Origin of the sequence: Palleronia sp. THAF1 (assembly GCF_009363795.1) — a bacterium.
In the GTDB taxonomy this organism is placed as follows: domain Bacteria; phylum Pseudomonadota; class Alphaproteobacteria; order Rhodobacterales; family Rhodobacteraceae; genus Palleronia.
This window is the reverse complement of record NZ_CP045420.1, coordinates 3,055,633-3,077,518: the sequence shown is the minus strand read 5'-3', so window position 1 is coordinate 3,077,518 and position 21,886 is coordinate 3,055,633. Positions and strand designations below refer to the sequence as shown.

Here is a 21,886-nt window from a genome sequence, read left to right as displayed (position 1 = left end):
AAGCGTTTACGCCTTCAAACGGCTTTCGATCTGCGCGTGCGCGCGGGCGGGCATGATCGTGCTGATCGCGGCAGAGTGCTGAACGAAGCGGATCATCGTCGCGCAGCCGACCAACTTCTGAACCGACACGGTCAGGCGTCGCCCGTCATCCATCCGAACGTCCGCTGCGGGTCGGGCGCTGGCCTCGACTGTCTGCGCGATCAAATCCTCGATGTTCGGAATCTCAGCGCGTGCGCACCAGGTGCGCTGCGCCTCTGACAGCGAAACCGTATCAATGCGATCCTGCGTCGCGGTGCCCCACAAGTGGTCATACGCTTGGTTGCTGACGGTCATTGTACCGGTTGCGTCGAAGACGGCGATGGCATCTGGCAGAGCGTCGATGACGGCGTTCGTCGTCTCTATCTCGGCGCGGAAGCGACGCGTCAGATCGATCTCGGCCGTGATATCCTCGAACAACAGGGCGAAAGCACCATCGGTCTGCGGTCGCCCGGTGATGCGGTAGGTTCTGCCGCCCGGAAGGTGCCAAAGCTCGGAATAGGTGCCGTTTTGCGCTGCTGTTTCCACGTCGATGATCTTGTCCCGCCACGTGCCGTAGTCGCGCGGCTCGGGCATCATCTGGCGCGCGCGGAGGGCATCGAGGAAAGACTCGAGAGAGGGTTTTGCAATCAGCACATCAATGGGCAGCTTCGTAAGGTCAAGCAGTGCGGGGTTGAAGACTGCAAGTCTTCGTTCGTGATCGAAGATCGCAAGGCCCACCATCAGCTGCGCGAAGGTGCGCGACATCGTCTGTTTGAAAGTTTCCAAGGCGTTCTTCGCGGCCACGAGGTCATCTACAGGCACCGCAGATACAACGGGACCATCCTTGATGCCGCTGACGGTACAGTCGAACCACCGGCCGTTCAGTTGCAGACGGCGCACCTGGCCGGGAACCGCGCCGTTCAGATCGAACAATGGGGCCGGTGGCCATTGCGAGGACAGATCGGCGGCGTCCGCCAGGTCCATGTAGGCACGGTTCACCCACAGGATGCGCCCAGAGGCATCGCATTTCCAGACCGGTATCGGCAGCGTGTCGGTCATGCTGCGCAAGGTTTCCAGTTCCGTCTGGATCGCGTTGTGCAGGATGCGGTCCATTTGAACACGCTCGTTTCCGTCATTGGTCAGCGTAAGGCGCAGGCAGTCGCCGTCCGCCGCAAGCTTCAGCCGGGATATGCCGTCCTGCCCGATCAAAGCGCCGGAGCGGGGCGTATTCTTTTGCGACAGGTGCGTCGGTAGTTCGGGAAACAGCTCTGACAACCAGCCGACGATGCGCTGCGCGGTCCAGCCATCCGGACCCAAGCCGTCCAGAATGTCACTGCCCGCTTGCGACGCGTCGATAACCCGGTCCTGGCGCAGCAGGAAGACCGTGCGGCCAGAGACTTCGGGGAACGCGGCGGGGCGAAGCCCAAAGCGGATCAGCAGGAAGATGGCGCTAAGCGCGACCAGAACAGAGCCAGCTGCGGCGAGGGCCACAAGTGTGATTGGATCGGTCAGCACGACGGAAAGTCCCCTGCTAGCGATGTCTCCCATCACATTGCCGGGATTCGGTTAAACCACCGTTAACGCGAGGCTACGCTTTCAGGCGGTTGGCATATTTTCGGAAAGCGCTGGACGATCGTGTGCGATTGCAATCGCATCACGCTGCCAAACGACCGACACCACCGCCCCCTTCCTGCGGCTGTCGACGCCATTGGCGAAGGTTGTTTCGGCTCCTGACCGTTCGAGAAGCGTCTTTGCGATGAACAGGCCAAGACCCATACCGTCATAGCTGCGCCGATTGCCGCTTTCCTCGCGACTGTGTTGGCGCTGGCGCTGGAACGGATCGCCCAGGCGCGGCAGCATGTCGGGGGGATAGCCCGGCCCATCGTCGGCGATACGGATCGTAATCGTCGACTCCGACCAGCGCAGATCGACCCAGACCGTGGTCGTCGCGAAATCGACGGCGTTTTGCACGAGGTTGCGCAGGCCATGGATGATCTCTGGCAGTCGATGCACGGATGGGTGCGACGGGTCGTGGCCGGGTTCTGCACGCGCTTCGATCCGCACGTCGATCCCCCGATCCAGATGCGGTTCGGCGGCCTCCTGAACGACGCTTTCCATGGGCGCGATGCGGATATGCGTGTCCTGCTTCCCGGCGCGCCCCATCTCTCGCAGGATCACACGGCAGCGTTCGGCTTGGTCGCGGATCAGCTGAGCGTCCGCGCGCTGATCGTCGTCGTCCAGTTCTTGCACCAGTTCGGCCGAGACAACGGCGATGGTGGCCAGCGGCGTTCCCAGTTCATGGGCGGTCGCAGCGACGACACCGCCCAGATCCGTCAGCTTTTGTTCACGCGATAGGGCCATCTGGGTGGCGGTCAGGGCGTCGCCCATCGCCGTCACTTCACTGGCGACGCGGTGAGCGTAACCGGCCTGGAAGGTGATGCCGATCACGATCGCGACCCAGAAGCCGCCTTGGAATAGGGGCGGCAGTTCCAAAACCTCGCCCGTGACCAGCAGTAGGGGGGCGTGAAAGAATCCGACAGAGGTGGTTGCCAAAATGCCGACCACGCACACCAGGATCGTGGCGCGATAGGGAAGGGCCGTTGCGGCGATGGCGACCTGTGCCAGAACCAGCAGCGCAAAGGGATTGTTCAGCCCGCCCGTCAGCGTCAGCAAAAGCGCCAACTGGATCATGTCGAAGACCAGCAGCCCGACGAGTTCGCGCTCGGATAGCCGTCGGTTCTCCGGAAAAACCAGCGTTGCCATCAGATTGGTGATGGCAGCCGCACCAATGACGACGGTGACGAGGCCGATCTGCACCGAAAAACCGAAGAGCTGCATGGCGACCACGACAGCGATGATCTGTCCGGCGATCGCGATCCAGCGCAGCAGGACAAGCGTACGGACGCGGACCCAGTCCGCGCGGCGGCTGAAGGCCAGACGCGGGTCCAGCGGATCGGGTACGGCCTGTGTCATCAGGCCCTGTTGTAGCGACGGATGATATGGGATCAATGCGGCGTTGTCCCATGATCGGAGCCCGCCGTGACCCGTCTTGCCGCCATCCTGTCCGCCGTCTGTGTGGTATGCCTGATCGCGGGCACCGCGCTTATCGTCTGGTCGCGTCAGGGCGGCGATCCTTGCAACGTCAATTCCGTGGCCGGTGGCTTCGATGCGCTGGGCGGACCGTTCGAGCTGGTGAACGGCGAAGGCGAGACGGTGACCAACACCGATGTGATCGACGGCCCCACGTTGATCTATTTCGGCTATACCTTCTGCCCCGATGTGTGTCCTTTCGACGCGGCGCGCAACGCCGAGGCGGTGGACCTGCTGGCCGAACAGGGGATCGACGTGACGCCGGTCTTCATCACCATAGACCCCATGCGTGACACACCCGAGATCGTGCAAGAGTTCACCGGATACATGCACGAGGACATGATCGGGCTGACCGGGTCTGACGCGCAGGTCAGGCAAGCAATGCAGGCCTATCGCGTCTACGGGCAGCGGCGTGGCGAGGACGATGCCACCTACCTGATGGACCATTCGGTCTTCAGCTATCTGGTCACGCCAGAGGACGGAACGATCGCCTACTTCCGGGGCGCGCCGGGTGCGGCGGGCAGCGGCGAGACGTCGCAAGAGGTGGCAGACGCCATCGCATGCCAGCTGGGATAGGCTGGCACGTCATTTGACCTGTTTGCCGCTGCGCCTACCTGAGTTGGGACAAATTTCTGTAGGTGATTTCGATGGAAGACACCGGAGCACTCGATCTTGGCCCCGATCCTTCACTGCTGCTCGTCGATGATGACGAGCCGTTTCTGAAACGTCTTGCCCGCGCGATGGAGAAGCGTGGGTTTGCCGTGGAAACGGCGGAAAGCGTTGCGGACGGGCGGGCGCAGGCGATGCGCAAGACACCGGCCTATGCCGTCATTGATCTGCGATTGGCGGATGGCAACGGTCTGGACATCGTCGAGACCATCCGCGCCAAGCGCGAGGACGCGCGGATCGTCGTGCTGACCGGCTATGGTGCCATCGCGACCGCTGTCGCCGCCGTGAAGATCGGTGCGACCGACTATCTGTCGAAGCCCGCCGATGCGAACCAGATTACCGCGGCTTTGATGGCCAACGGGGAAGACCTGCCGCCGCCGCCAGAGAACCCGATGTCGGCAGATCGCGTGCGGTGGGAGCATATCCAGCGCATCTATGAGCAGTGTGACCGTAACGTCTCTGAAACCGCACGCCGTCTTTCGATGCACCGGCGCACGCTGCAACGCATCCTGTCGAAGCGCAGCCCGCGTTAACCATCCTGAAATGGCCATGTTTGTGCCCCGCGTCAGTCATGCGCGCGGGGTTTAACTGTTTCGGAACGCGCAACAGATTACAGGCACAGCCATGAATATCAGCATAATCGACGATTGGTTGAACGCCGATTGCTTCATTTTTGAAGAGAATCCCAACGATGTGACTTTGCGCGCAGAGCACACGATCGCATCGCTGGATGGCACCGGATCAAATGACCGGATCGAGGCGCGGTTCGGACGAATGGATATCGACGCAGGCGCGGGCGACGATGTTGTAACGGCTGCCTATGGAGAGTTCGAACTGGATGGCGGTGCGGGCGACGACCGCATGGCGCTGCGCTTTGGCTCGGGCAGTCTGAGCGGCGGCGTGGGCAACGACGTACTGGTCGCTGAATATGCCTCTGCTCGACTGTCTGGAGGCGCGGGCGATGATCTGATTGTGGCGCGGTATGCCAGCGGCACGATAGACGGCGGCGCTGGCGATGACTGCGTGGCCGTGGCCTACGGAGAGTTTGAAACCTCTGGCGGCGCGGGGAACGATATGTTCGTGTTCCGCTATGCCTCTGGTACGGTTTCGGGCGGCGCGGGTGACGATACGATCCTTGCAGAAAATGCTTTTGTCACCGCCCTTTACGCAGGTGACGCCAGTGATTTCCAGGTCGAGACCTGCGATGACGGCGTCCGCGTTACCGATCTGGTCGGCGATCAGGGCAGTGACCTGCTGGTCGGCGTAGCGCAGATCCAGTTCGACGACGGGTTTGTCTGGCTTGGGTAGTGTTTAGATTTCGGCGAGCAATTCGGCGTGGCGATCGGTGAACGCTTGTCGCACGTCTCTCGGCGGCCGCAGAACGATATCTAGCCCTTCCATGACGGCCGGATCCGGGTGTCCGAAGAACCGCGTCGCCTCGGATTGTGAAAAGCCCGCGATCTGAACGGCTTCCATCCATGCGGATACCTTGTCGGCTGCCTTGATCTGGCGTTTCACCTTGACAGGGATTGTCGCGGGCAGGCCGAAGCGCAGGTGTATCGCCGCCGTCAGCCTGTCATCCAGCGCGCCGTAGCCCGGGCCCACCGCCGCCTTCACCGGAGATATCATGTCCCCGATGACGTATTCTGGCGCATCGTGCAGCAGGGCCGCCAGCCGCCACTGTGGTGTGACGTCGCGCGCCATGCGGGTGAACAGCGTCTCGACCAGTAGGGAATGTTCGGCCACCGAGTAGGCGAAATCGCCCTTGGTCTGCCCATTCCAGCGCGCGACGAACGCAAGCCCGTGGGCAATATCCTCGATCTCGATATCCACGGGCGTCGGGTCCAGCAGGTCAAGCCTGCGACCGGACAGCATCCGTTGCCACGCGCGGGGTTGTTTCGCCATATATCCTGTCCGTTTCTGAAACGCGACGCTCATGAGCGTTGAGGCAATCGCCCCTCGGTGCTAAGGGCCTGCCAACTCCGTTATCATAGGACCGGATCATGCCAGAAGATTACATCGTCAAGGATATTTCACTCGCCGCCTACGGCCGCAAGGAATTGGATATCGCCGAGACCGAGATGCCCGGTCTGATGGCCACGCGCGAAGAGTATGGCGACGCGCAGCCGCTGAAGGGCGCGCGCATCGTCGGCTCGCTGCACATGACGATCCAGACCGCCGTTCTGATCGAGACGCTGACCGCGCTGGGCGCCGATGTGCGCTGGGCGTCGTGCAATATCTTTTCCACGCAGGACCACGCCGCTGCCGCGATCGCGGAGTCGGGTGTGCCGGTCTTTGCCGTGAAGGGCCAAAGCCTGGTCGAGCATTGGGATTACCTGGACCGTTCGTTCCAGTTCGAAGACGGCCCGAACATGATCTTGGACGATGGTGGCGACGCAACGCTGTACGTCCTGCTCGGCGCACGTGTTGAAGAAGGCGAGACCGATCTGATCGAAGTGCCGCAGTCCGAAGAAGAAGAAGCCGTCTTCGCGCAGATCAAGAAGCGCATGAAGCAAAGCCCCGGCTGGTTCGTAAAGATGCGCGACCAGATCAAGGGCGTGTCCGAGGAAACGACGACCGGCGTGCATCGCCTGTACGACCTGAAGAAGAAGGGCCAACTGCCCTTCCCGGCGATCAACGTGAACGACAGCGTCACCAAGTCGAAGTTCGATAACAAGTACGGTTGCAAGGAGTCGCTCGTCGACGGTATTCGCCGCGCCACCGATACGATGATGGCCGGAAAGGTCGCTGTCGTCATGGGCTACGGCGACGTTGGCAAAGGCTCTGCCGCGTCGCTGCAGGGTGCCGGCGCGCGCGTTAAGGTCACCGAAGTCGATCCGATCTGCGCGCTGCAGGCCGCGATGGATGGGTTCGAGGTCGTTCTGCTGGAAGACGTGATCGACACCGCCGACATCTTCATCACCACTACCGGCAACAAGGACGTCATCCGCATCGAGCACATGCGCGCGATGAAGGACATGGCGATCGTCGGCAACATCGGCCACTTCGACAATGAAATTCAGGTCGCCAGCCTGAAGAACCACAAGTGGACGAATATCAAGGAGCAGGTGGACATGGTCGAGATGCCCTCGGGCAATCGCATCATCCTGTTGTCCGAGGGCCGCCTGCTGAACCTTGGCAACGCCACCGGCCATCCGTCCTTCGTGATGTCGGCCTCGTTCACCAACCAGGTTCTGGCGCAGATTGAGCTGTGGAAGAACGGCGGCGAATACACCAACGACGTCTATATCCTGCCCAAGCATCTGGATGAGAAGGTCGCCGCGCTGCATCTGGCGAAGATCGGTGCCAAGCTGACCAAGCTGAACGCGGAGCAGGCGGCCTATATCGGCGTCACGCCCGAAGGCCCATTCAAGCCCGAGCACTACCGCTACTGATCTCTGCAGACCTGCGGATAGAAAAAGGCCCCGAACCAGCGTTCGGGGCCTTTGTCGTTTACTTGGCCGGGATGCGCAGCACTTGGCCGGGGTAGATCTTGTCGGGGTCGGACAGCATCGGCTTGTTGGCCTCGAAGATTTCTTGGTAGCGCGCGCCGTCGCCCAGCGTGGCCTCGGCGATCTTCCAAAGGCTGTCGCCCTTTTCGACAGTGTGGGTGGTCGGCAGGTCGCCATCGGCGTCGTCCTGGACCGAGGCGATGCCTTCCACGTTGCCCAGCGCGAGAAGGACCTTTTCCTTGGTCTCCTGATCCTTGGGCGTGCCGTTCACCGTGACCTTGTCACCGTCGACCTGGATATCCAGACCGCTGGCGTCGAGGCCCAGATCGCTGATTTCCTTCTGCAGCGTATCGGCTGTCGCCGCTTCGGCTTTGCCGCCAAAAAGGTTCTTGCCGGCGTTCTTAACGAAATTGAGAAGTCCCATTGTCTGCATCCCTATGCGTTGATTCGAATCACGAGCGAGACGCTATCATCCCAGCCGGAATATGCATCACGCTCGTGTGATCCTTGCGCGGGTCAGCCTTCGTACTTCTTGATCTCACCTGACCGCAGCCGCTTTTGGTAACGCGACAGCTCGCCCTTCACGATGGGCATCAGGAAATAGAGCGCGATGATGTTGACGATCGCCATCGAGAACAGCATGGCATCCGAGAAGTCGATCACCGGGCCAAGGCTGGCGGCAGCTCCGATCACGATGAACAGGCAGAAGATGACCTTGAACGTCAGTTCCTTCGCCTTGCCTTCGCCCAGAATATAGGTCCACGCCTTCAGCCCGTAGTAGCTCCATGACAGCATCGTCGAAAATGCAAACAGTACCACGGATATGGCCAGCAGTGGCGGGAACCAGCTGAACGCCTGTGCGTAGGCGGCGCTGGTCAGTTCCACGCCGGTCACGCCGCCTTCGGTGGCGATACGGCCCGCCTCTTCGTTCCACATATACAGGCCCGTTGCAGTGTCTTGCTGCAGCACGCCCGTGATGACGATGACCAGAGCCGTCATCGTGCAGATCACCACGGTGTCGATGAACGGCTCCAGCAGGGCGACATAGCCTTCGGTCACAGGCTCCTTCGTTTTCACGGCAGAGTGCGCGATGGCTGCCGAGCCGATACCCGCTTCGTTCGAGAAGGCGGCCCGGCGGAAGCCTTGGATCAGCGCGCCTGTAAAGCCGCCCGCGACGCCAAGTCCGGTGAACGCCCCTTGGAAGATCTGACCGAACGCCCACAGGATTTCATCCGCGTTGACCACCAGGATCGCCAGCGAGACCAACACGTAGAAGACGCCCATGAACGGCACGACCTTCTCTGTCACTTTCGCGATGGACCGCAGGCCTCCCGCGATCACAAGAAACACGATGATCGCCATGACGACCCCGGTGATCCAGCCGGGATAGTCGCCCAGCACGGTCGACAGTTGCGCGTGGGCCTGGTTGGCCTGGAACATGTTGCCGCCGCCCAGTGCGCCTAGAATGGTGAAGAAGCTGAACACGATCGCCATGAAGCCACCCAAGGGCAGGCCACGTTCCTTGAAGCCCTTGACGATGTAGTACATCGGTCCGCCAGAGACGCTGCCATCCGGATATTCATTGCGATACTTCACGCCCAGCGTGCATTCGGTGAATTTCGTCGCCATGCCAAAAAGGCCAGCGATCACCATCCAGAACGTCGCGCCAGGTCCGCCGATGCTGACAGCGACCGCGACACCGGCGATGTTGCCAAGGCCGACGGTTCCCGAAAGAGCGGTGGCGAGGGCTTGGAAGTGGCTGACCTCTCCGGCGTCGTTGGGATCGGAGAAGTCGCCTTTCACCAGCCGGATCGAGTGCATGAAGCCCGAAAACTGGATCGCGCCGAAGTAAACGGTGAAGACCACCGCACCGACGACAAGCCAAAGGGCGATCCAAGAGAAATTGGTGCCAGGAAGGTTCGCGAAGATCAGGCTGACATACCAGCCGGTGTAGTCGGCGAAGATCGTGTTGATCGTCTCGTCGATGCCTTGCGCGCGGGCGGGCAGGGCAGTCGTCAGCGCCAGAAAGAGCGGTGCGAGATACTTCATGACAGTCTCCTTCAGGGAACGATGACGGTTGGGATGTCTGCGACCTGCGCAATGGCCAGTGGCACCGATCCGAAGATACGGGCGCGCGCTTCGCCAGAGCCGGAGCGGCCCACGAAGATGAAGGCCGCCGATGCGTCGCGGGCCGTGCGCACTACCAGATCGGCAACCGATCCGTGCTTGGTCACGCCCTCTGCCTCGACCCCTGCGGTCTTCGCACGCTCCAGCGCCGGGGCAATCACGTGGTCGCGCGCACGGTCCAGTTCCTCTGCCCGGCGCTTGCCGCGCGCGGCTAGTTCTTCCTGGCTTAGAAAGCTGTAGGGTGACCACTCAAGCACGTGGATGATCAGAAGCTTTGCGCCTGACTTCTGCGCGCGGGCGATGGCGCAATCCAGTACGCCGGTGTCGGCGGTGTCGTCATCATAGGCGACGACGAAGGTTTCCTGCGACATGGGTTTGTCCCTTCCCGATGGGCCCCGAGCGGGCGGATATACGACGCTGCACCCCGATTTCCCCCTCGGTCAAGCGTTTCCAAGTTTACAGAGCGTGATGCATGGCACGTAAAAGGACATTTTCCTTCCCGCACGGAATCTTGGCGTTTAGGGTCCGTGCATGCGGCAGAAAGCCGCGAAGGGACGAAGAGGGAGACACCACCATGAGCCGACGCGACGATCTGATCGAGAAATACGCCGCTGACCTGCGTGAGAAGGTCGGGCACGAGCCTGACATGGACCTGCTGCGCAAAGTGACCATCGGCTGCGGCCCGTCGATCTACAACGAAGATGCGTCCACCGTTGCCGGTTCGGACACAGAAGAGCTGAACACCATCAAGAAGAACTTCCTGATGAAGAAGCTGGGTCTGGCCGATAGCGAAAGCCTGATGGGCGGCATTCAGAAGGTGATCGAGGATTACGGTCGGTCGAACCGTAACAAGCATCGCGCGGTCGTTTACTACCTGTTGACCAAGCATTTCGGCAAGGAAGCCGTCTACAAGTAACGTCTGTCTCGTAACGGCGCGGTGGGGACCTATCTGCGACAGATGGCCAACCGACTGACCGCCGCGCTGTTCGAAAGCGACGCGCCCATGCCGTGGCGCAAGGTGACGATGATGGTCGTCGCCATGGTCCTGCCTGCCGTGGTGGCGGTGTATTTCCTTGGCCGTCCCGGCGCCGTCGCCTTCGTCGCCGCGATGCCTGCCTGCTTGGCCTCGCAAGACGCAGGGCTGAAGGTGGGCACGCTGGTCACCTTGGTGATGGGTATGGCGGGGCTGCTGTCCTTGGGGCAGCCGGAAATGGCACTGTTGGTCGCCCCGTGGCTCGGGATCATGGTAGGAATCTGCGGGTCCTTCGGCATGGCCAAGGCCGCGATCCGGGGATTGCTGACCTGGCCGTTATTTACATCATCAATCCTGCAGGGCGTCGATCTACCCATTCTGTTCGGCGTGTTCATCCTTGCGATGATCTGGGCGCAGGCGGTGGTCTGGTGGTTCGGGGAGCAGTGCTCGACCGGCACCGAAGACCCCGAAAGTGAGTCCTACGCGATGGTCTTCGGCGTCGCACTTGCAGTGGGGATCACACTGTCCGTCTACGTGGGCAATCTGTTCTTCGGGCAGCACGGCTTCTGGTTTCCGCTGACCTTCGTAATCCTCGTCCTGCCTCCGCACGGAGAGCTGTTCTCGCGCACGATCAAGAGGACGGTCGGCACCATCATCGGAACGGCCATCGCGGTCGGTGTCGCACTGCTGACGGGATCGACCGCCCTTCTTGTGACTTTGGGCGCGGCCTGCTTGATCCTCGGGTTCCGGATGCTGCCCTATAGCTACACGATCTTCACCACGCTTTTGACCGTCGCGGTGATAGAGGTTCTGGCACTCGTGACGGAAGTGAACCAATTGGCTTATGAGCGTATCGGCACCATGGCCGCTGCGGCCGCGATGACGATTGCTTTGGGTTTGATCGGCTGGACCGTGCTGCGCCTGTTCGCACCCGGCGCATTGGAGGCGCTGCAAGAAGCCGGAATTGAAGAGCCGTCTCCGCAGGGACAGCGCGACCCCAACGCGCGGGCTTCGGCTACGCGGGCGGGCTAGTCGCCCAAGCCGCCCATGCGGCAGACGATCCGCCATTCGTCTTCGCTGACGGGCTGGACCGAAAGGCGCATCGACTTCACCAGCGCCATATCCGCCAGTTCCGGCGTGTTTTTCACCTGCGCCAGCGTGACGGGCTGCGGCAAGGGCTGGACCGCCTTTACCGTCACGCACTCCCATTTGCCGCTGTCGTCGGTGCTGTCCGGAGCGGCCTCTGCCATTACCTCGACGATGCCGACGCAGGCCTTGTCGGACTGGCTGTGGTAGAAGAACCCCCGGTCGCCCACCGCCATCTGCCGCATGATGTTGCGCGCCTGATAGTTGCGCACGCCGGACCATTCTTCTCCGGCGTCGCCCTTTGCCACCTGATCATCCCACGACCAGTCAGAGGGTTCGGATTTGAACAACCAGTAGCGCATCAGCTTCCCCATCCTTCCGATTGCATCTCGCGCAGGCGTGAGGCGGTGCGTTCGAATTCGAAGCTACCGGTGCCCTCGGCATAAAGCGATTCCGGCACGTCGGCGGCGGACATGACCAAACGGTTGCGGGCCTCGTAGAGCGCGTCGATCAGGGTGACGAAGCGCTTTGCTTCGTTGTAGTTGTCGCCCGACAGGCGCGGTACGTCCTCCAGCATCAGCACCCGGATACGCTCGGCCAGCGCCAGGTAGTCGGCAGCGCCCAGCGGCTTGCCGCATAACTCCCAAAACCCCGCACGCGCGACGCCATTGGAATAGCGGTCGATTTCGACGGTCCGACCCGAGACTTCAAAGGACAGCGTTTCCGGCGCCGCGCCGCCGGTCAACTTGTCCCACAGCACGTCCATCTCGGCGTGGGCGTCGGCGTTGGCTGGGGTGAAGTAGGTTTCCGCCTCTGCGATCCGATCCTGCCGCCAGTCGCGGGGAGAGGTCAGGTGCACCACCTCCATCCGTTTCTTAAGCAGATCGATGAAGGGCACGAAACGGTCGCGTTGCAGGCCGTCCTTGTACAGATCGTCCGGGGGCCGGTTCGACGTGGTGACGATGGCCACATTCCCGGCGAACAGCCGTTCGAACAAACGGCCCACGATCATGGCGTCGGTGATGTCTCCGATCTGCATTTCATCCAAACACAGCAGGCGCAGACCGTCGGCGATATCTTCACCCACCGTCTGAATCGGATCGCTGACGCCTTTCTTGCGCGCGGCGGCAATCCCCTTGTGCACGTCCTGCATGAAGGCGTGGAAATGCACCCGACGCTGCCCGCCTTCAACCGTGACGTGCTTGTGGAACAGGTCCATCAGCATCGACTTGCCCCGCCCGACGCCGCCCCAAAGGTACAATCCCTTCGGCGCTTCCGGCTTGCTACGGAAGAACCCGCGCTTCGGCTTTTCTGCCAGTGCATCGGCCAGCCGCGTGAACTCCGGCAGCATGACTTCCTGCGCGGGGTCGGCTTCAATCTGACCCGCTGCGATCTCTTCGGCGTATATATCTTCGAAGCGCATCAGATGCTCCGGGGTGTGTAGACGATAGGCGCGCCGTCCCGTTCGATGATCCGCGTTCGGGATGATCCGAGCAATACGACCGTGCGCATGTCGGCCATGTCCGGGGTGGTATCGGGTAGCGGCACGATGCGGATGGTCTGGTCGGGCAAGGAGACATTGCGCGCGAAGATCATCGGTCGGTTGTCGCCGCAGGCTTCGTTCAGCACGGTCAGCGCGCGGGCGAAGCCTTCGGGGCGGCTGGCAGAGCGGGGGTTGTAGAACGCCATGGCGAAGTCGGCCTCGGCGGCCAAGTGCAGGCGGCGTTCGATCACCTCCCACGGCTTAAGGTTGTCGCTTAGGTTGATGGCGCAGAAGTCGTGGCCCAGCGGCGCTCCGCAAGCGGCGGAGGCTGCGAGCATCGCGGTTATGCCGGGCTGCACCTGGATATCGAGCGCGCGCCACTCGGGTGGCCCGGCCTCCACCGCTTCGAACACCGCGCTGGCCATGGCGAAGACACCGGGATCGCCGGATGAGACGACGGCAACGCGCCGCCCTTCGGTGGCCATGGTCAGGGCTTGTTGCGCACGGTCGACCTCTAGCCGGTTGTCGCTTGCGTGTTTCACCAACCCGTCGCGATCCGCCACGCGGTTCACGTAAGGGATGTAGCCCACGACATCGGTCGCCTGCGCCAGCGTGTCGCTGACCTGTCGCGTCCACAGGGCCTCATCCCCCGGCCCAAGGCCTACGATGCGCACCCAACCGATCACGGACGGCGGCCCTGTCCGTGGACGAGCACGATAGAGAAATACGGGACGCGGCGGCCTTCCGCTTCGGCCAGCGGCATCACGCATTGCTCGGCCATCGCCGCACATTCCACCAGCCATGCGCGGTCGAACTTGCCCGCTTGGCGCAACGCGCGGCGCACCTTGTCCATGTTGCGCCCGATCTTCATCACCACCAGCGCGTCGGTCTCTGCGAAGGTGCGGGCCAAAGCGTCCTCGGGCAGCGTCGCCATCACCACCGACAGCACGTCGTCGCCCCAAGTGATCGGAGCGCCCGATGCTGTCCACGCCGCCGACATGCCCGTGATACCGGGCACGACATCGACGGGCACGTGGTCCTTCAGCCGGGTGTAGAGGTGCATGAAAGAGCCATAGAAGAACGGGTCGCCCTCACACGGCACCATGATCTCTTCGCCATCCTCGATCCGCGCGCGCAGGTCGGCTGCGACCTCTTCGTAGAAAGCAGATAGTGCGGCGTTGTAGGCGGGGTCTTCCACCGCGATTTCGGTTGTGATGGGATATTCCATAGCGATCTCTTCGACGTCATCGCGTAGCAGCCCGTCGATCAGCGTGCGCGCCCGTCCTGCCCGACCCGCCTTGCGAAAGTAGGCGACCGTTGCTGCCCTGCGCACAAGGCGGTCGGCACGGACGCTCATCAGCTCCGGGTCTCCGGGGCCAAGGCCGACACCGATCAGACGGCCTGTCATTCGGCACGGCTCGCGATGGCGTTGACGGCGGCGACGGTGATCGCGCTGCCGCCTAACCGGCCTTCCACGATCAGCGACGGCACCGGCTGGTCAGCCCAAAGTGCGTCCTTCGACTCGCGCGCGCCGACGAAACCGACGGGGCAGCCGATAATCGCGGCGGGACGTGGGCAATCGGAATCTTCCAGCATGTTCAGCAAGTGGAACAGCGCAGTCGGCGCGTTGCCGATGGCCACCACCGCGCCTGCCAGATGCGGCCGCCACAGCTCCAGCGCGATCGCGGACCGGGTGTTACCGGCCTCTTTCGCCATTTCGGGCACGCGGGGGTCATTGAGGGTGCAGATCACGGCGTTCTCTGCGGGCAGGCGAAAGCGTGTGACGCCTTCGCTGACCATACGCGCATCGCACAGGATCGGGGCACCAGCCTCAAGTGCGGCGCGGGCTGCGGGGACGAACCCGTCAGAGATGCGCACGTGTTCTTCCAACCCGACGAGGCCTGCGGCATGGATCATCCTCACGACGACCTGCTCGGCGTCCTTGTCGAAGCGCGCCAGGTCCGCTTCCGCACGGATCATGGCGAAGGACTGCTTGTAGATCGCAGCGCCGTTCTTCTCGTAATCATAGGGCATCTGGAACATCCTCTGGTGCGATCCCGGTCGCGCAGGGCGTGTCGCCCGCGCAGCCCTCTTTGACAAGGTCGAACCGGCCATCGCGGCCCACCAGCGTAACGGCCGACGAGGCCGAGCGCGCGCATCCCTTGGCGCAGCCAGAGACGTGGATGCTGTCGGCGCGCCCCGCGATCAGACGGGCAATGTCCCGCGTTTCCACCGTGGCTTCGGCACAGAACGGCGCGCCGGGGCAGGCGTCGACGCTCAGGATAGGGTCGGGCGCGGTGATAAAGCCGTCCGGGATCGCGGTTGCGCCTTCCAGGATCAACATACGCCACGGCGTGATGCGCAGGCTGTCTAACGCACGCGCGGCAGCGGCGAACAGGGTGGCGTCCATCTGGCCGAAGGCGACGCCGACCATGGGTCCGAAGCGAGACTGCCCGGGCGTTGGCCGTTCACCGGCAGGTATGATGGGCGCAGCCTCGCCCGCCGCGATGTCTCTCATCCGCCTCTGGTCCGGCGTACGGTGACGCGCGAACCAATGCGCTAGGGCGATCACAGCGTCAGGTGCTGCGTTTTCGGCCGTGACCGTGCCGCTGCCTCCGTCGGGCCGAACCACGACTCCGCCGGGAGCACGCTCTATCCGGATATCGCCCGGATCGCCCGCCAACACGGGCGTCTCTCCACAATCCACAATGAACCCGAACTTGGCCGGCAATTCCGGCAGCTCACCGAGCCGAGCCTCGATAGTCGTCCCGATGCGTTCGCTCATATCTTCGGCGGCGCTGAACGGGGTCGTCAGGATATTGCGCTTCGTCTCGGTTCCGGGATCGGTGTCCAGCAGACCCAGCAACGCCAGACCTTTCTGCAACGGCGTCAACGTGGCCTCTGATACGCCCCGAAGCTGCACATTCCCGCGCCGGGTCAGCTCGACGATGCCTGACCCGTGAAGCCCCGCCAGATCGGCCAGCCCGACCGCCTGCTCACGCGACAACCGTGCCAGCCGGGGCCGCACGCGGACCACCAGCCCATCGCCGGATCGCATGGGCCGTAACGCACCGGGACACCATCCCTTCACGCTCTTTGCTTTTGAAAATACCCTGGCCGTCTGGTCGGTCATCGCGCCAGCTCTGCCAGAATTGAATTGCGCCGCGTCTGCCACAGGCCAGCGTCGTGCAAGGCCGCGAACCGATCGCGCAGCGCCTGCAATGCCTGCGGATTCTCATCCTGAAGGAAGTCCACGACAACCTCCTGCCCAAGCGTCGCATCGTGGTAAGCATCAAACAGATGCGATGCCACGGCATCGGCCAGTTGCGCGAAAGCGGCCATGTGCTCCAGCGTCGCCGCGATTTCGGCACCGCCCCGGAAGCCATGCCGCATCATACCCGCGATCCAGTCGGGATTGGCGGCGCGGGCGTGAACCACGCGGGCGATCTCTTCCTTCAGGTCGCGGGTGCGGGGGTTCGCAGGATCGGTGTTATCCAGATGCCATAGCCGCGCTGCGCCGCCCGTCACGGATTGCGCAGCGGCGAACCCACCTTCGTGGGTTGCGTAGTCGCCCGCCAGCAGAAGGTCGGTTTCAGCAAGATCTTGCGTGTGGACGAAACCTTCAGCGGCGACGACACGGGCCCGTAAGCCCTCGGAATCCCGCACGGGGTCGGCACCGTCGTGCGCCCATGCGCTGCTGGCAAGCCAAGCCTCCCCAGCCGCAGCGCGGCCAGCCTCACCGTAATCGTGCGAGTCGAGACCCAGCCCGAACTGTCCAGGCGCAGGGCCATAGACCCGCGCGCCCGCCGTGCCGACGAAGGGGTTCCAGTCCGGGGCCTCGTCTCGTGCCGCCAGTGCCGTAACCGCTTGACCGTGCAGACGGGACAGGCCGGGGAACGTGTCGCGGAACAAGCCGGAGATGCGCAAAGTCACGTCCACGCGGGGCCGATCCAGCTCTGCGATGGGCAGAACTTCGATGCCGCTGACCCGTTCCGATCCCGTATCCCAGACGGGCTGCACGCCCATCAGCGCCAGCGCCATGGCGAAATCTTCACCCGCCGTGCGCATGGTCGAGCTTCCCCAAAGATCCACCACCAGCGTGCGCGGCCAGTCGCCTTCGTCCTGCAAGTGGCGGCGCACCAACTCGTCTGCCAGACGTTGCCCCTGCGCGTAGGCCGAGCGTGTCGGCACCGCACGGGCATCCACGGTGAACAGGTTGCGGCCCGTCGGCAGCACGTCCGTCCGCCCGCGATAGGGAGAGCCCGACGGCCCCGGCGCGATCCACTTGCCATCGAGCGCATCCAGCAGCGCATGCCGTTCGCCCATGCCATCGTCGAACGCATTGGCGTGGCCCCAAATGTGCAAGCCGTCGCCGAACTGGCCTTCCTTCACATCGCAGACGAACCGGTCGATCCGCCCGATGGCCTCTGCGCTGCAGCTGACGGCGTCGAGGCCAAGGTCGTCTTCCACGCCCAGCGATTGCGCCTCTGCCCGAATGTCACCCTGCAAGCGGTCGCGGCGTTTGGGGTCCAGTCCGTCGGCGTTGGAGAATTCGTCCAGCAGCGCCTCCAGATGCGCCAGCCGTTCCGGCGTGCCAGAAGGTTTCAACGGCGGCGGAACATGGCCCAGCGTAACCGCGCCGATGCGACGCTTGGCTTGCGCGGCCTCTCCGGGATCGTTGACAATGAAGGGATAGATCACGGGCCGATCGCCGATCAGCGCCTCTGGCCAGCAGGTGGCAGACATGGCGACGGCCTTGCCCGGCAGCCATTCCAGCGTGCCGTGCGCGCCCAGATGCACGATGGCGTCGGCGCGGGTGCGCAGCCACAGGTAAAAGGCGACGTAGGCATGGCGCGGGGTGCGCGACAGGTCGTGGTAGTCGTCGTCCTTTTGCGCGACGTCGCCGCGTTCAGGTTGCAGGGCGACGATGCTGGTGCCCGTTGGGATCGCGGCGAAACGGAAGGCGCCGTCTGCTACATCCGGGTCGGTCTTGGGCGGTCCCCACGCGGCGAGTAGGTCCGCGCGGAGATCTCCCGGCAAGGTAGCGAGGGCGGCCTCGTAGTCGGCGACAGGCCACGCGACGTCGCGCGCGGCAAGGCGGGCGGGCAGGTCCGGGATGTCGGACAGATCATAGCCCGCTTCTGCGAGGTCGGTCAGAATACCGCTGGCGGAGGCTACCGCATCCAAACCCACCGCATGCGCCATGTTCCAGTCGCGGCCCGGATAACTGGACAGAACCAGTCCGACGCGGCGCTGGGCCACTGGTCGGTCGCGCAGTGTGACCCAGGCAGAGACGCGGTCGGCGACGGCCTCGATTCGGTCTGGCACGGGGCGGTGGGCGAAGCGGGCGAACTGCAGGTCGTCATCGCGCGCACCGGGTTCCTTGAAGGACACGACGCCGGCCATCAGGCGTCCGTCCATTTCCGGCAGGACCACATGCATCGCAAGGTCCGCAGGCGATAAGCCCCGTTCCGCATCTGCCCAGACGGTGTGTGTAGAAGTTGACAGTGCCACCTGAAACACCGGGCATCCGGCGGCGTCGAGTGGAGAGGTCCCATCATCTCCGCGACCCGAGAAGGACGTGGCGTTGACGATAGCGACCGGCTTCCAATGTGCTACCTGCCGCCGCAACCAGCCAGCCGCGTCCGGCGCTTTGAGCGATGGGGCGAAGAGGGCCAGAGCCTCGAAACCCCGGGCGCGGAACGCTTCGATCAGCGCGGCGATGGGTTCCAGATCGGCGGCAACAAGCCATGAGCGGTAGAAGGTTAGAAGCACCCGCCCCTTGGTTCGTTCGGCAGTCTTGGGGTCCGACGTCACCACTGGGCAACATGGACCGTGTTCGGGGAGCCACGCCCCCACCATCGGCAGAGCCTTCTGCCCACGTACCGGACCCGCATAGAGACCGCTCGCAAGCGCCATCTGCTGCAGCGCGGCTTGTGCGGCCACCGCGCCGCCGGTGTCGCAGAGATGTTGCAGGCGGCGCAGGGTTGAAACGGGCAGGGTAGAAGCGGCGTCCAGCGTTTCATCCGCGCGCCCGTCAGCGGGCAGAACGGCCAGCGCGACGCCATGGCGGCGGGTGAGGGCCTGCACCTGTTGAAGTCCGTAGGACCAGTAAGGCGCGCCGCCGATCAGACGGATCAAGATGCCTTTCGCGCCTGCAAGCGTTTGCTCGACGTAGGTGTCGACGGACAGCGGATGGCGCAGGGCGGACAGGTTCGCGAGGCGGAGGGTCGGCAGGCCGTCGCGTCCTCGCCTCCACCCTTCCGCGAAGGCGCCAAGGTCGGAGTCCGAGAACGACAGGACCACCAGATCGGCGGGTGTTTGGCCCAGATCGGTCGGGGTGTCGGTTTCCTCCAGCCCGTGACTTTCGCGGAAGATCACATGCATTGCGCGCGCCCCGCGCATGGGGAAGGTTGCGCGCGCCCCGCGCATGGAGAGAGTGGCGCGCGCCTCGCGTTGCGCTGTCGTCTCGCCTTCCCGGACCGTTCGGCCGGAGTATTTGGGAAAACAAAGAAGGGGCGGCGCACGCTCATGGTCACTCGGCGGGTTCGGTGGCGATCAGGGCGTCGCGGATGGCGTCCGGATCGATGTCGTCGTGTTCGGCGATGACGACCACCCGGCCCCGGCGCGGATCGCTGCCCCAGGGGCGATCGTACTGGTGCCGCACGCGCGCGCCGACGGCCTGGACCAGGAGGCGCATGGGCTTGCCCTCGACGGCGGCGTAGCCCTTCACACGCAGGATGTTCTGCTCTTTGGCCATCGCCTCGATCCTGGCGACAAGATCGGCGGGATCGGTGATTTCGGGCAGGTCGATGACGACGCTTTCGAAATCCTCGTGATCGTGATCGTCCGCATTGTCATGGTGGCTGGGACGGGCGTCCATGTCGTCTTCGGCCGCTGCCTCCAGCCCCAGGATCACGCGGGGATCCACCGCGCCTTCGGCCACTTCGACGATGGGCAGTTTTCGGGGAGCTTCGGCCTCGATGATCGCGCGGGCCTTGGCCACGCCCTCAGGGCCGGCAAGGTCGGGCTTGGTCAGCAGCACGATGTCGGCGCAGGAGATCTGGTCTTCGAAGACTTCGGACAGCGGGGTTTCGTGATCCAGACTGTCATCCGCTTCGCGCTGGGCGTTTACGCGGTCCACATCCGGGGCAAAGCGGCCTGCGGCGACGGCTTCGGCGTCGGCCAGAGCGATCACGCCATCGACGGTGATCTTCGAGCGGATATCGGGCCAGTCGAACGCCTTTAGCAGCGGTTTGGGCAGTGCCAGGCCGCTCGTCTCGATCAGGATGTGATCGGGGCGGGGGTCGAGCTTCATCAAAGCTTCGATCGTGGGGATGAAGTCGTCGGCGACGGTGCAGCAGATGCAGCCGTTGGCGAGTTCAACGATGTTCTCGGCCGGGCAGTCGGGGATGGCGCAGCCCTTCAGGATCTCTCCATCCACGCCCACGTCGCCGAACTCGTTGACGACAACGGCAAGGCGGCGGCCGCCCGGATTGGCCATCAGGTGGCGGATCAGGGTCGTTTTGCCCGAGCCCAGAAAGCCGGTGACGACGGTGACGGGGAGTTTCGACAGATCAGTCATTGGAGGACTCCAAAGGAGGGATACGCGCGATGCAGTTGCGCTTGAAGTGTTCGGAGCGTTCGCGCCAGGGCACAAGTCCATCGGCGACGCCTGCGTAGAGGGATGCGCCATGGATCACGGTTTCGGCGTCTTCTTCCGTGAGGTTGCCGTAGACGAATGTCCACCGGCCCGGACCACGCAGAGCCACCGAGCAGCCCCGGTCGCAGTTCGACAGACATTCTGTTTCGATCAGGCGCAGGCCATCGGGCAAGTCGGCGGCCACGCGGTCGGCCAGCACCTTGCCGGGGCGGCGTTCCTCTCCGGGTTGGTCGATGCCGCGGCGGCATTTCACGCAGATCAGAAGTTCCGGCTCGCTCATGTCGCACCCTTACAGGGACGGGGTAAACGCGCGAGGCGGGGCCATGGCCCAATCCCGGCATCGGCACACCCCGTCCGATCCATTCACTCGTGCTGGCAGGTCTCCCGGCTTGCGGATGTGGGCCAGTTGGCCCGCGATCGCCCCCCTTCCCGGTGTCAGCCAGTGGATCGGGCGACCTCTCCGGTCACGGTCGCGGGGGCGGCTGAGGTCTGTTGCGGTAGAACAGCCCCATTCCCTTTTCACCCGTTGCAACGGGCACCAGCGCGGGTGAGACATGGGGGGTATACCGCCACGGAGTCAAGCGATGGACGATCCGACCGCACAAGCCGATAAAACCGCGCCTCCCGGTGCCGATGATGAAACCGCGCGCCGCGACGAAAATGGTACGGCTGAGCGCCACAACGCCAAGATGAAGAAGATCAAGGCCGCGCGCGACAAGATGATGGAGACGAAGACCGAAGAGAAAGGTCTGATCGTCGTCCATACCGGTAAGGGCAAGGGTAAGTCGTCGTCGGCCTTTGGGATGGTCATGCGCTGCATCGCATGGGGGATGCCCTGCGCGGTGGTGCAATTCGTAAAGGGCAACTGGGAGACGGGCGAAAAGAAGCTGTTGCGCGAGCGGTTCGCCGACGACTGCCGGTTCTTCGTGTCGGGAGAGGGGTTCACCTGGGAAACGCAGGACCGCGAGCGCGACATCGCTGCCGCGCAGGCCGGGTGGGAGATCGCGAAGCGCGAGATCCTCGATCCCGGTGTGCAGTTCGTTTTGCTGGACGAGATCAACATCGCGTTACGCTACGATTACTTGAATATCGACGAGGTGGTGGACTTCCTGCTGCACCAGAAGCCGCGGATGACCCATGTCGTTCTGACGGGGCGCAACGCGAAGCCGGAGCTGATCGAGGCGGCCGATCTTGTGACTGAGTTCGAGCTGGTGAAGCACCCGTTCCGTGATGGTGTGATGGCGCAGAAGGGGGTGGAGTTTTGACCCTGCGCCTGCGCGCATTCACGACTTTTTTTCGTAGCTGGATTTCTCAGCTACGAAAAA

General features: G+C 63.5%; 22 protein-coding genes and 1 riboswitch. Of the genes, 7 read left to right on the top strand and 15 right to left on the bottom strand.

What is annotated here, in order from left to right:
- Positions 1 to 6 precede the first annotated feature (6 nt).
- Together FIU81_RS15390 and regB are read right to left on the bottom strand one after the other, a co-directional pair.
- On the bottom strand, positions 7 to 1,566 hold the full coding sequence (locus FIU81_RS15390) for a PAS-domain containing protein (protein ID WP_124110208.1): 1,560 nt from the start codon (positions 1,564 to 1,566) through the stop codon (positions 7 to 9).
- 48 nt (positions 1,567 to 1,614) lie between these two features.
- A complete protein-coding gene (regB, locus tag FIU81_RS15385; protein WP_124110209.1) occupies positions 1,615 to 2,991 on the bottom strand; it encodes a sensor histidine kinase RegB in 1,377 nt (458 codons plus the stop codon).
- A gap of 66 nt (positions 2,992 to 3,057) precedes the next feature.
- On the opposite strand from regB, the gene FIU81_RS15380 reads away from it, so the two are divergent.
- The 3 genes from FIU81_RS15380 (at position 3,058) to FIU81_RS15370 (ending at position 5,085) form a co-directional block, all read left to right on the top strand.
- Positions 3,058 to 3,684, top strand: coding sequence for an SCO family protein (locus FIU81_RS15380; RefSeq protein ID WP_124110210.1), 627 nt, complete (start codon positions 3,058 to 3,060; stop codon positions 3,682 to 3,684).
- A gap of 71 nt (positions 3,685 to 3,755) precedes the next feature.
- The gene (locus FIU81_RS15375) at positions 3,756 to 4,310 is read left to right on the top strand and encodes an ActR/PrrA/RegA family redox response regulator transcription factor (RefSeq protein WP_124110211.1); all 555 of its coding nucleotides are present in this window, start codon (positions 3,756 to 3,758) and stop codon (positions 4,308 to 4,310) included.
- Between the two features lie 91 nt (positions 4,311 to 4,401).
- Positions 4,402 to 5,085: a calcium-binding protein gene (locus FIU81_RS15370; RefSeq protein WP_124110212.1), complete on the top strand. Its 684-nt coding sequence runs from the start codon at positions 4,402 to 4,404 to the stop codon at positions 5,083 to 5,085.
- A gap of 3 nt (positions 5,086 to 5,088) precedes the next feature.
- Here FIU81_RS15370 and FIU81_RS15365 read toward each other — a convergent pair whose 3' ends face one another.
- Positions 5,089 to 5,682, bottom strand: a complete 594-nt coding sequence (locus FIU81_RS15365) for an HD domain-containing protein (RefSeq protein WP_124110213.1) — start codon at positions 5,680 to 5,682, stop codon at positions 5,089 to 5,091.
- Positions 5,683 to 5,780: 98 nt separating this feature from the next.
- Here FIU81_RS15365 and ahcY point away from each other — a divergent pair, with 98 nt between their 5' ends.
- Entirely contained in the window at positions 5,781 to 7,172 is a 1,392-nt protein-coding gene (gene ahcY / locus FIU81_RS15360) for an adenosylhomocysteinase (protein ID WP_124110214.1), read from the top strand.
- A gap of 58 nt (positions 7,173 to 7,230) precedes the next feature.
- On the opposite strand, the gene lysM is transcribed toward ahcY, so the two are convergent.
- The 3 genes from lysM to FIU81_RS15345 form a co-directional block, all read right to left on the bottom strand.
- Complete coding sequence (gene lysM / locus FIU81_RS15355; RefSeq protein ID WP_124110215.1) at positions 7,231 to 7,653, bottom strand: peptidoglycan-binding protein LysM; 423 nt, start codon at positions 7,651 to 7,653, stop codon at positions 7,231 to 7,233.
- 92 nt (positions 7,654 to 7,745) lie between these two features.
- Positions 7,746 to 9,278 (bottom strand): alanine/glycine:cation symporter family protein, encoded by a 1,533-nt coding sequence (locus tag FIU81_RS15350; protein WP_124110216.1) that lies wholly within the window; start codon positions 9,276 to 9,278, stop codon positions 7,746 to 7,748.
- Between the two features lie 11 nt (positions 9,279 to 9,289).
- On the bottom strand, positions 9,290 to 9,727 hold the full coding sequence (locus FIU81_RS15345) for a universal stress protein (RefSeq protein ID WP_124110217.1): 438 nt from the start codon (positions 9,725 to 9,727) through the stop codon (positions 9,290 to 9,292).
- A 203-nt stretch (positions 9,728 to 9,930) separates the two neighbouring features.
- Here FIU81_RS15345 and FIU81_RS15340 point away from each other — a divergent pair, with 203 nt between their 5' ends.
- Together FIU81_RS15340 and FIU81_RS15335 are read left to right on the top strand one after the other, a co-directional pair.
- Positions 9,931 to 10,272 (top strand): DUF2853 family protein, encoded by a 342-nt coding sequence (locus tag FIU81_RS15340; RefSeq protein WP_124110218.1) that lies wholly within the window; start codon positions 9,931 to 9,933, stop codon positions 10,270 to 10,272.
- Positions 10,273 to 10,314: 42 nt separating this feature from the next.
- A complete protein-coding gene (locus tag FIU81_RS15335) occupies positions 10,315 to 11,361 on the top strand; it encodes an FUSC family protein (protein ID WP_124110219.1) in 1,047 nt (348 codons plus the stop codon).
- Here FIU81_RS15335 and FIU81_RS15330 read toward each other — a convergent pair.
- From FIU81_RS15330 to FIU81_RS15290, 9 genes are all read right to left on the bottom strand, one after another.
- Entirely contained in the window at positions 11,358 to 11,777 is a 420-nt protein-coding gene (locus FIU81_RS15330; protein ID WP_124110220.1) for an EVE domain-containing protein, read from the bottom strand. The two genes, FIU81_RS15335 and FIU81_RS15330, sit on opposite strands and share 4 nt — an antisense overlap.
- Positions 11,777 to 12,841: a cell division protein ZapE gene (gene zapE / locus FIU81_RS15325; RefSeq protein WP_413816239.1), complete on the bottom strand. Its 1,065-nt coding sequence runs from the start codon at positions 12,839 to 12,841 to the stop codon at positions 11,777 to 11,779. The genes FIU81_RS15330 and zapE overlap by 1 nt, the downstream gene beginning before the upstream one ends.
- Positions 12,838 to 13,584 carry a precorrin-3B C(17)-methyltransferase gene (gene cobJ, locus FIU81_RS15320; RefSeq protein WP_124110222.1) on the bottom strand — a complete coding sequence of 249 codons (747 nt, stop codon included), beginning with the start codon at positions 13,582 to 13,584 and terminating at the stop codon, positions 12,838 to 12,840. Before cobJ ends, zapE begins: the two co-directional genes overlap by 4 nt.
- Positions 13,581 to 14,306 carry a precorrin-2 C(20)-methyltransferase gene (locus FIU81_RS15315; RefSeq protein WP_124110223.1) on the bottom strand — a complete coding sequence of 242 codons (726 nt, stop codon included), beginning with the start codon at positions 14,304 to 14,306 and terminating at the stop codon, positions 13,581 to 13,583. Before FIU81_RS15315 ends, cobJ begins: the two co-directional genes overlap by 4 nt.
- Positions 14,303 to 14,932, bottom strand: a complete 630-nt coding sequence (locus FIU81_RS15310; RefSeq protein ID WP_124110224.1) for a precorrin-8X methylmutase — start codon at positions 14,930 to 14,932, stop codon at positions 14,303 to 14,305. The genes FIU81_RS15315 and FIU81_RS15310 overlap by 4 nt, the downstream gene beginning before the upstream one ends.
- On the bottom strand, positions 14,922 to 15,956 hold the full coding sequence (locus FIU81_RS15305; RefSeq protein ID WP_124110759.1) for a cobalamin biosynthesis protein CobG: 1,035 nt from the start codon (positions 15,954 to 15,956) through the stop codon (positions 14,922 to 14,924). Before FIU81_RS15305 ends, FIU81_RS15310 begins: the two co-directional genes overlap by 11 nt.
- Positions 15,957 to 16,027: 71 nt before the next feature.
- The gene (gene cobN / locus FIU81_RS15300) at positions 16,028 to 19,285 is read right to left on the bottom strand and encodes a cobaltochelatase subunit CobN (RefSeq protein ID WP_124110760.1); all 3,258 of its coding nucleotides are present in this window, start codon (positions 19,283 to 19,285) and stop codon (positions 16,028 to 16,030) included.
- A gap of 148 nt (positions 19,286 to 19,433) precedes the next feature.
- The gene (cobW, locus tag FIU81_RS15295; protein ID WP_124110225.1) at positions 19,434 to 20,483 is read right to left on the bottom strand and encodes a cobalamin biosynthesis protein CobW; all 1,050 of its coding nucleotides are present in this window, start codon (positions 20,481 to 20,483) and stop codon (positions 19,434 to 19,436) included.
- Positions 20,476 to 20,841 (bottom strand): DUF1636 family protein, encoded by a 366-nt coding sequence (locus FIU81_RS15290; protein WP_124110226.1) that lies wholly within the window; start codon positions 20,839 to 20,841, stop codon positions 20,476 to 20,478. Before FIU81_RS15290 ends, cobW begins: the two co-directional genes overlap by 8 nt.
- A gap of 76 nt (positions 20,842 to 20,917) precedes the next feature.
- A riboswitch (cobalamin riboswitch) is annotated at positions 20,918 to 21,119 on the bottom strand.
- A gap of 131 nt (positions 21,120 to 21,250) precedes the next feature.
- On the opposite strand from FIU81_RS15290, the gene cobO reads away from it, so the two are divergent.
- The gene (cobO, locus tag FIU81_RS15285; protein WP_254696065.1) at positions 21,251 to 21,826 is read left to right on the top strand and encodes a cob(I)yrinic acid a,c-diamide adenosyltransferase; all 576 of its coding nucleotides are present in this window, start codon (positions 21,251 to 21,253) and stop codon (positions 21,824 to 21,826) included.
- Positions 21,827 to 21,886 lie beyond the last annotated feature (60 nt).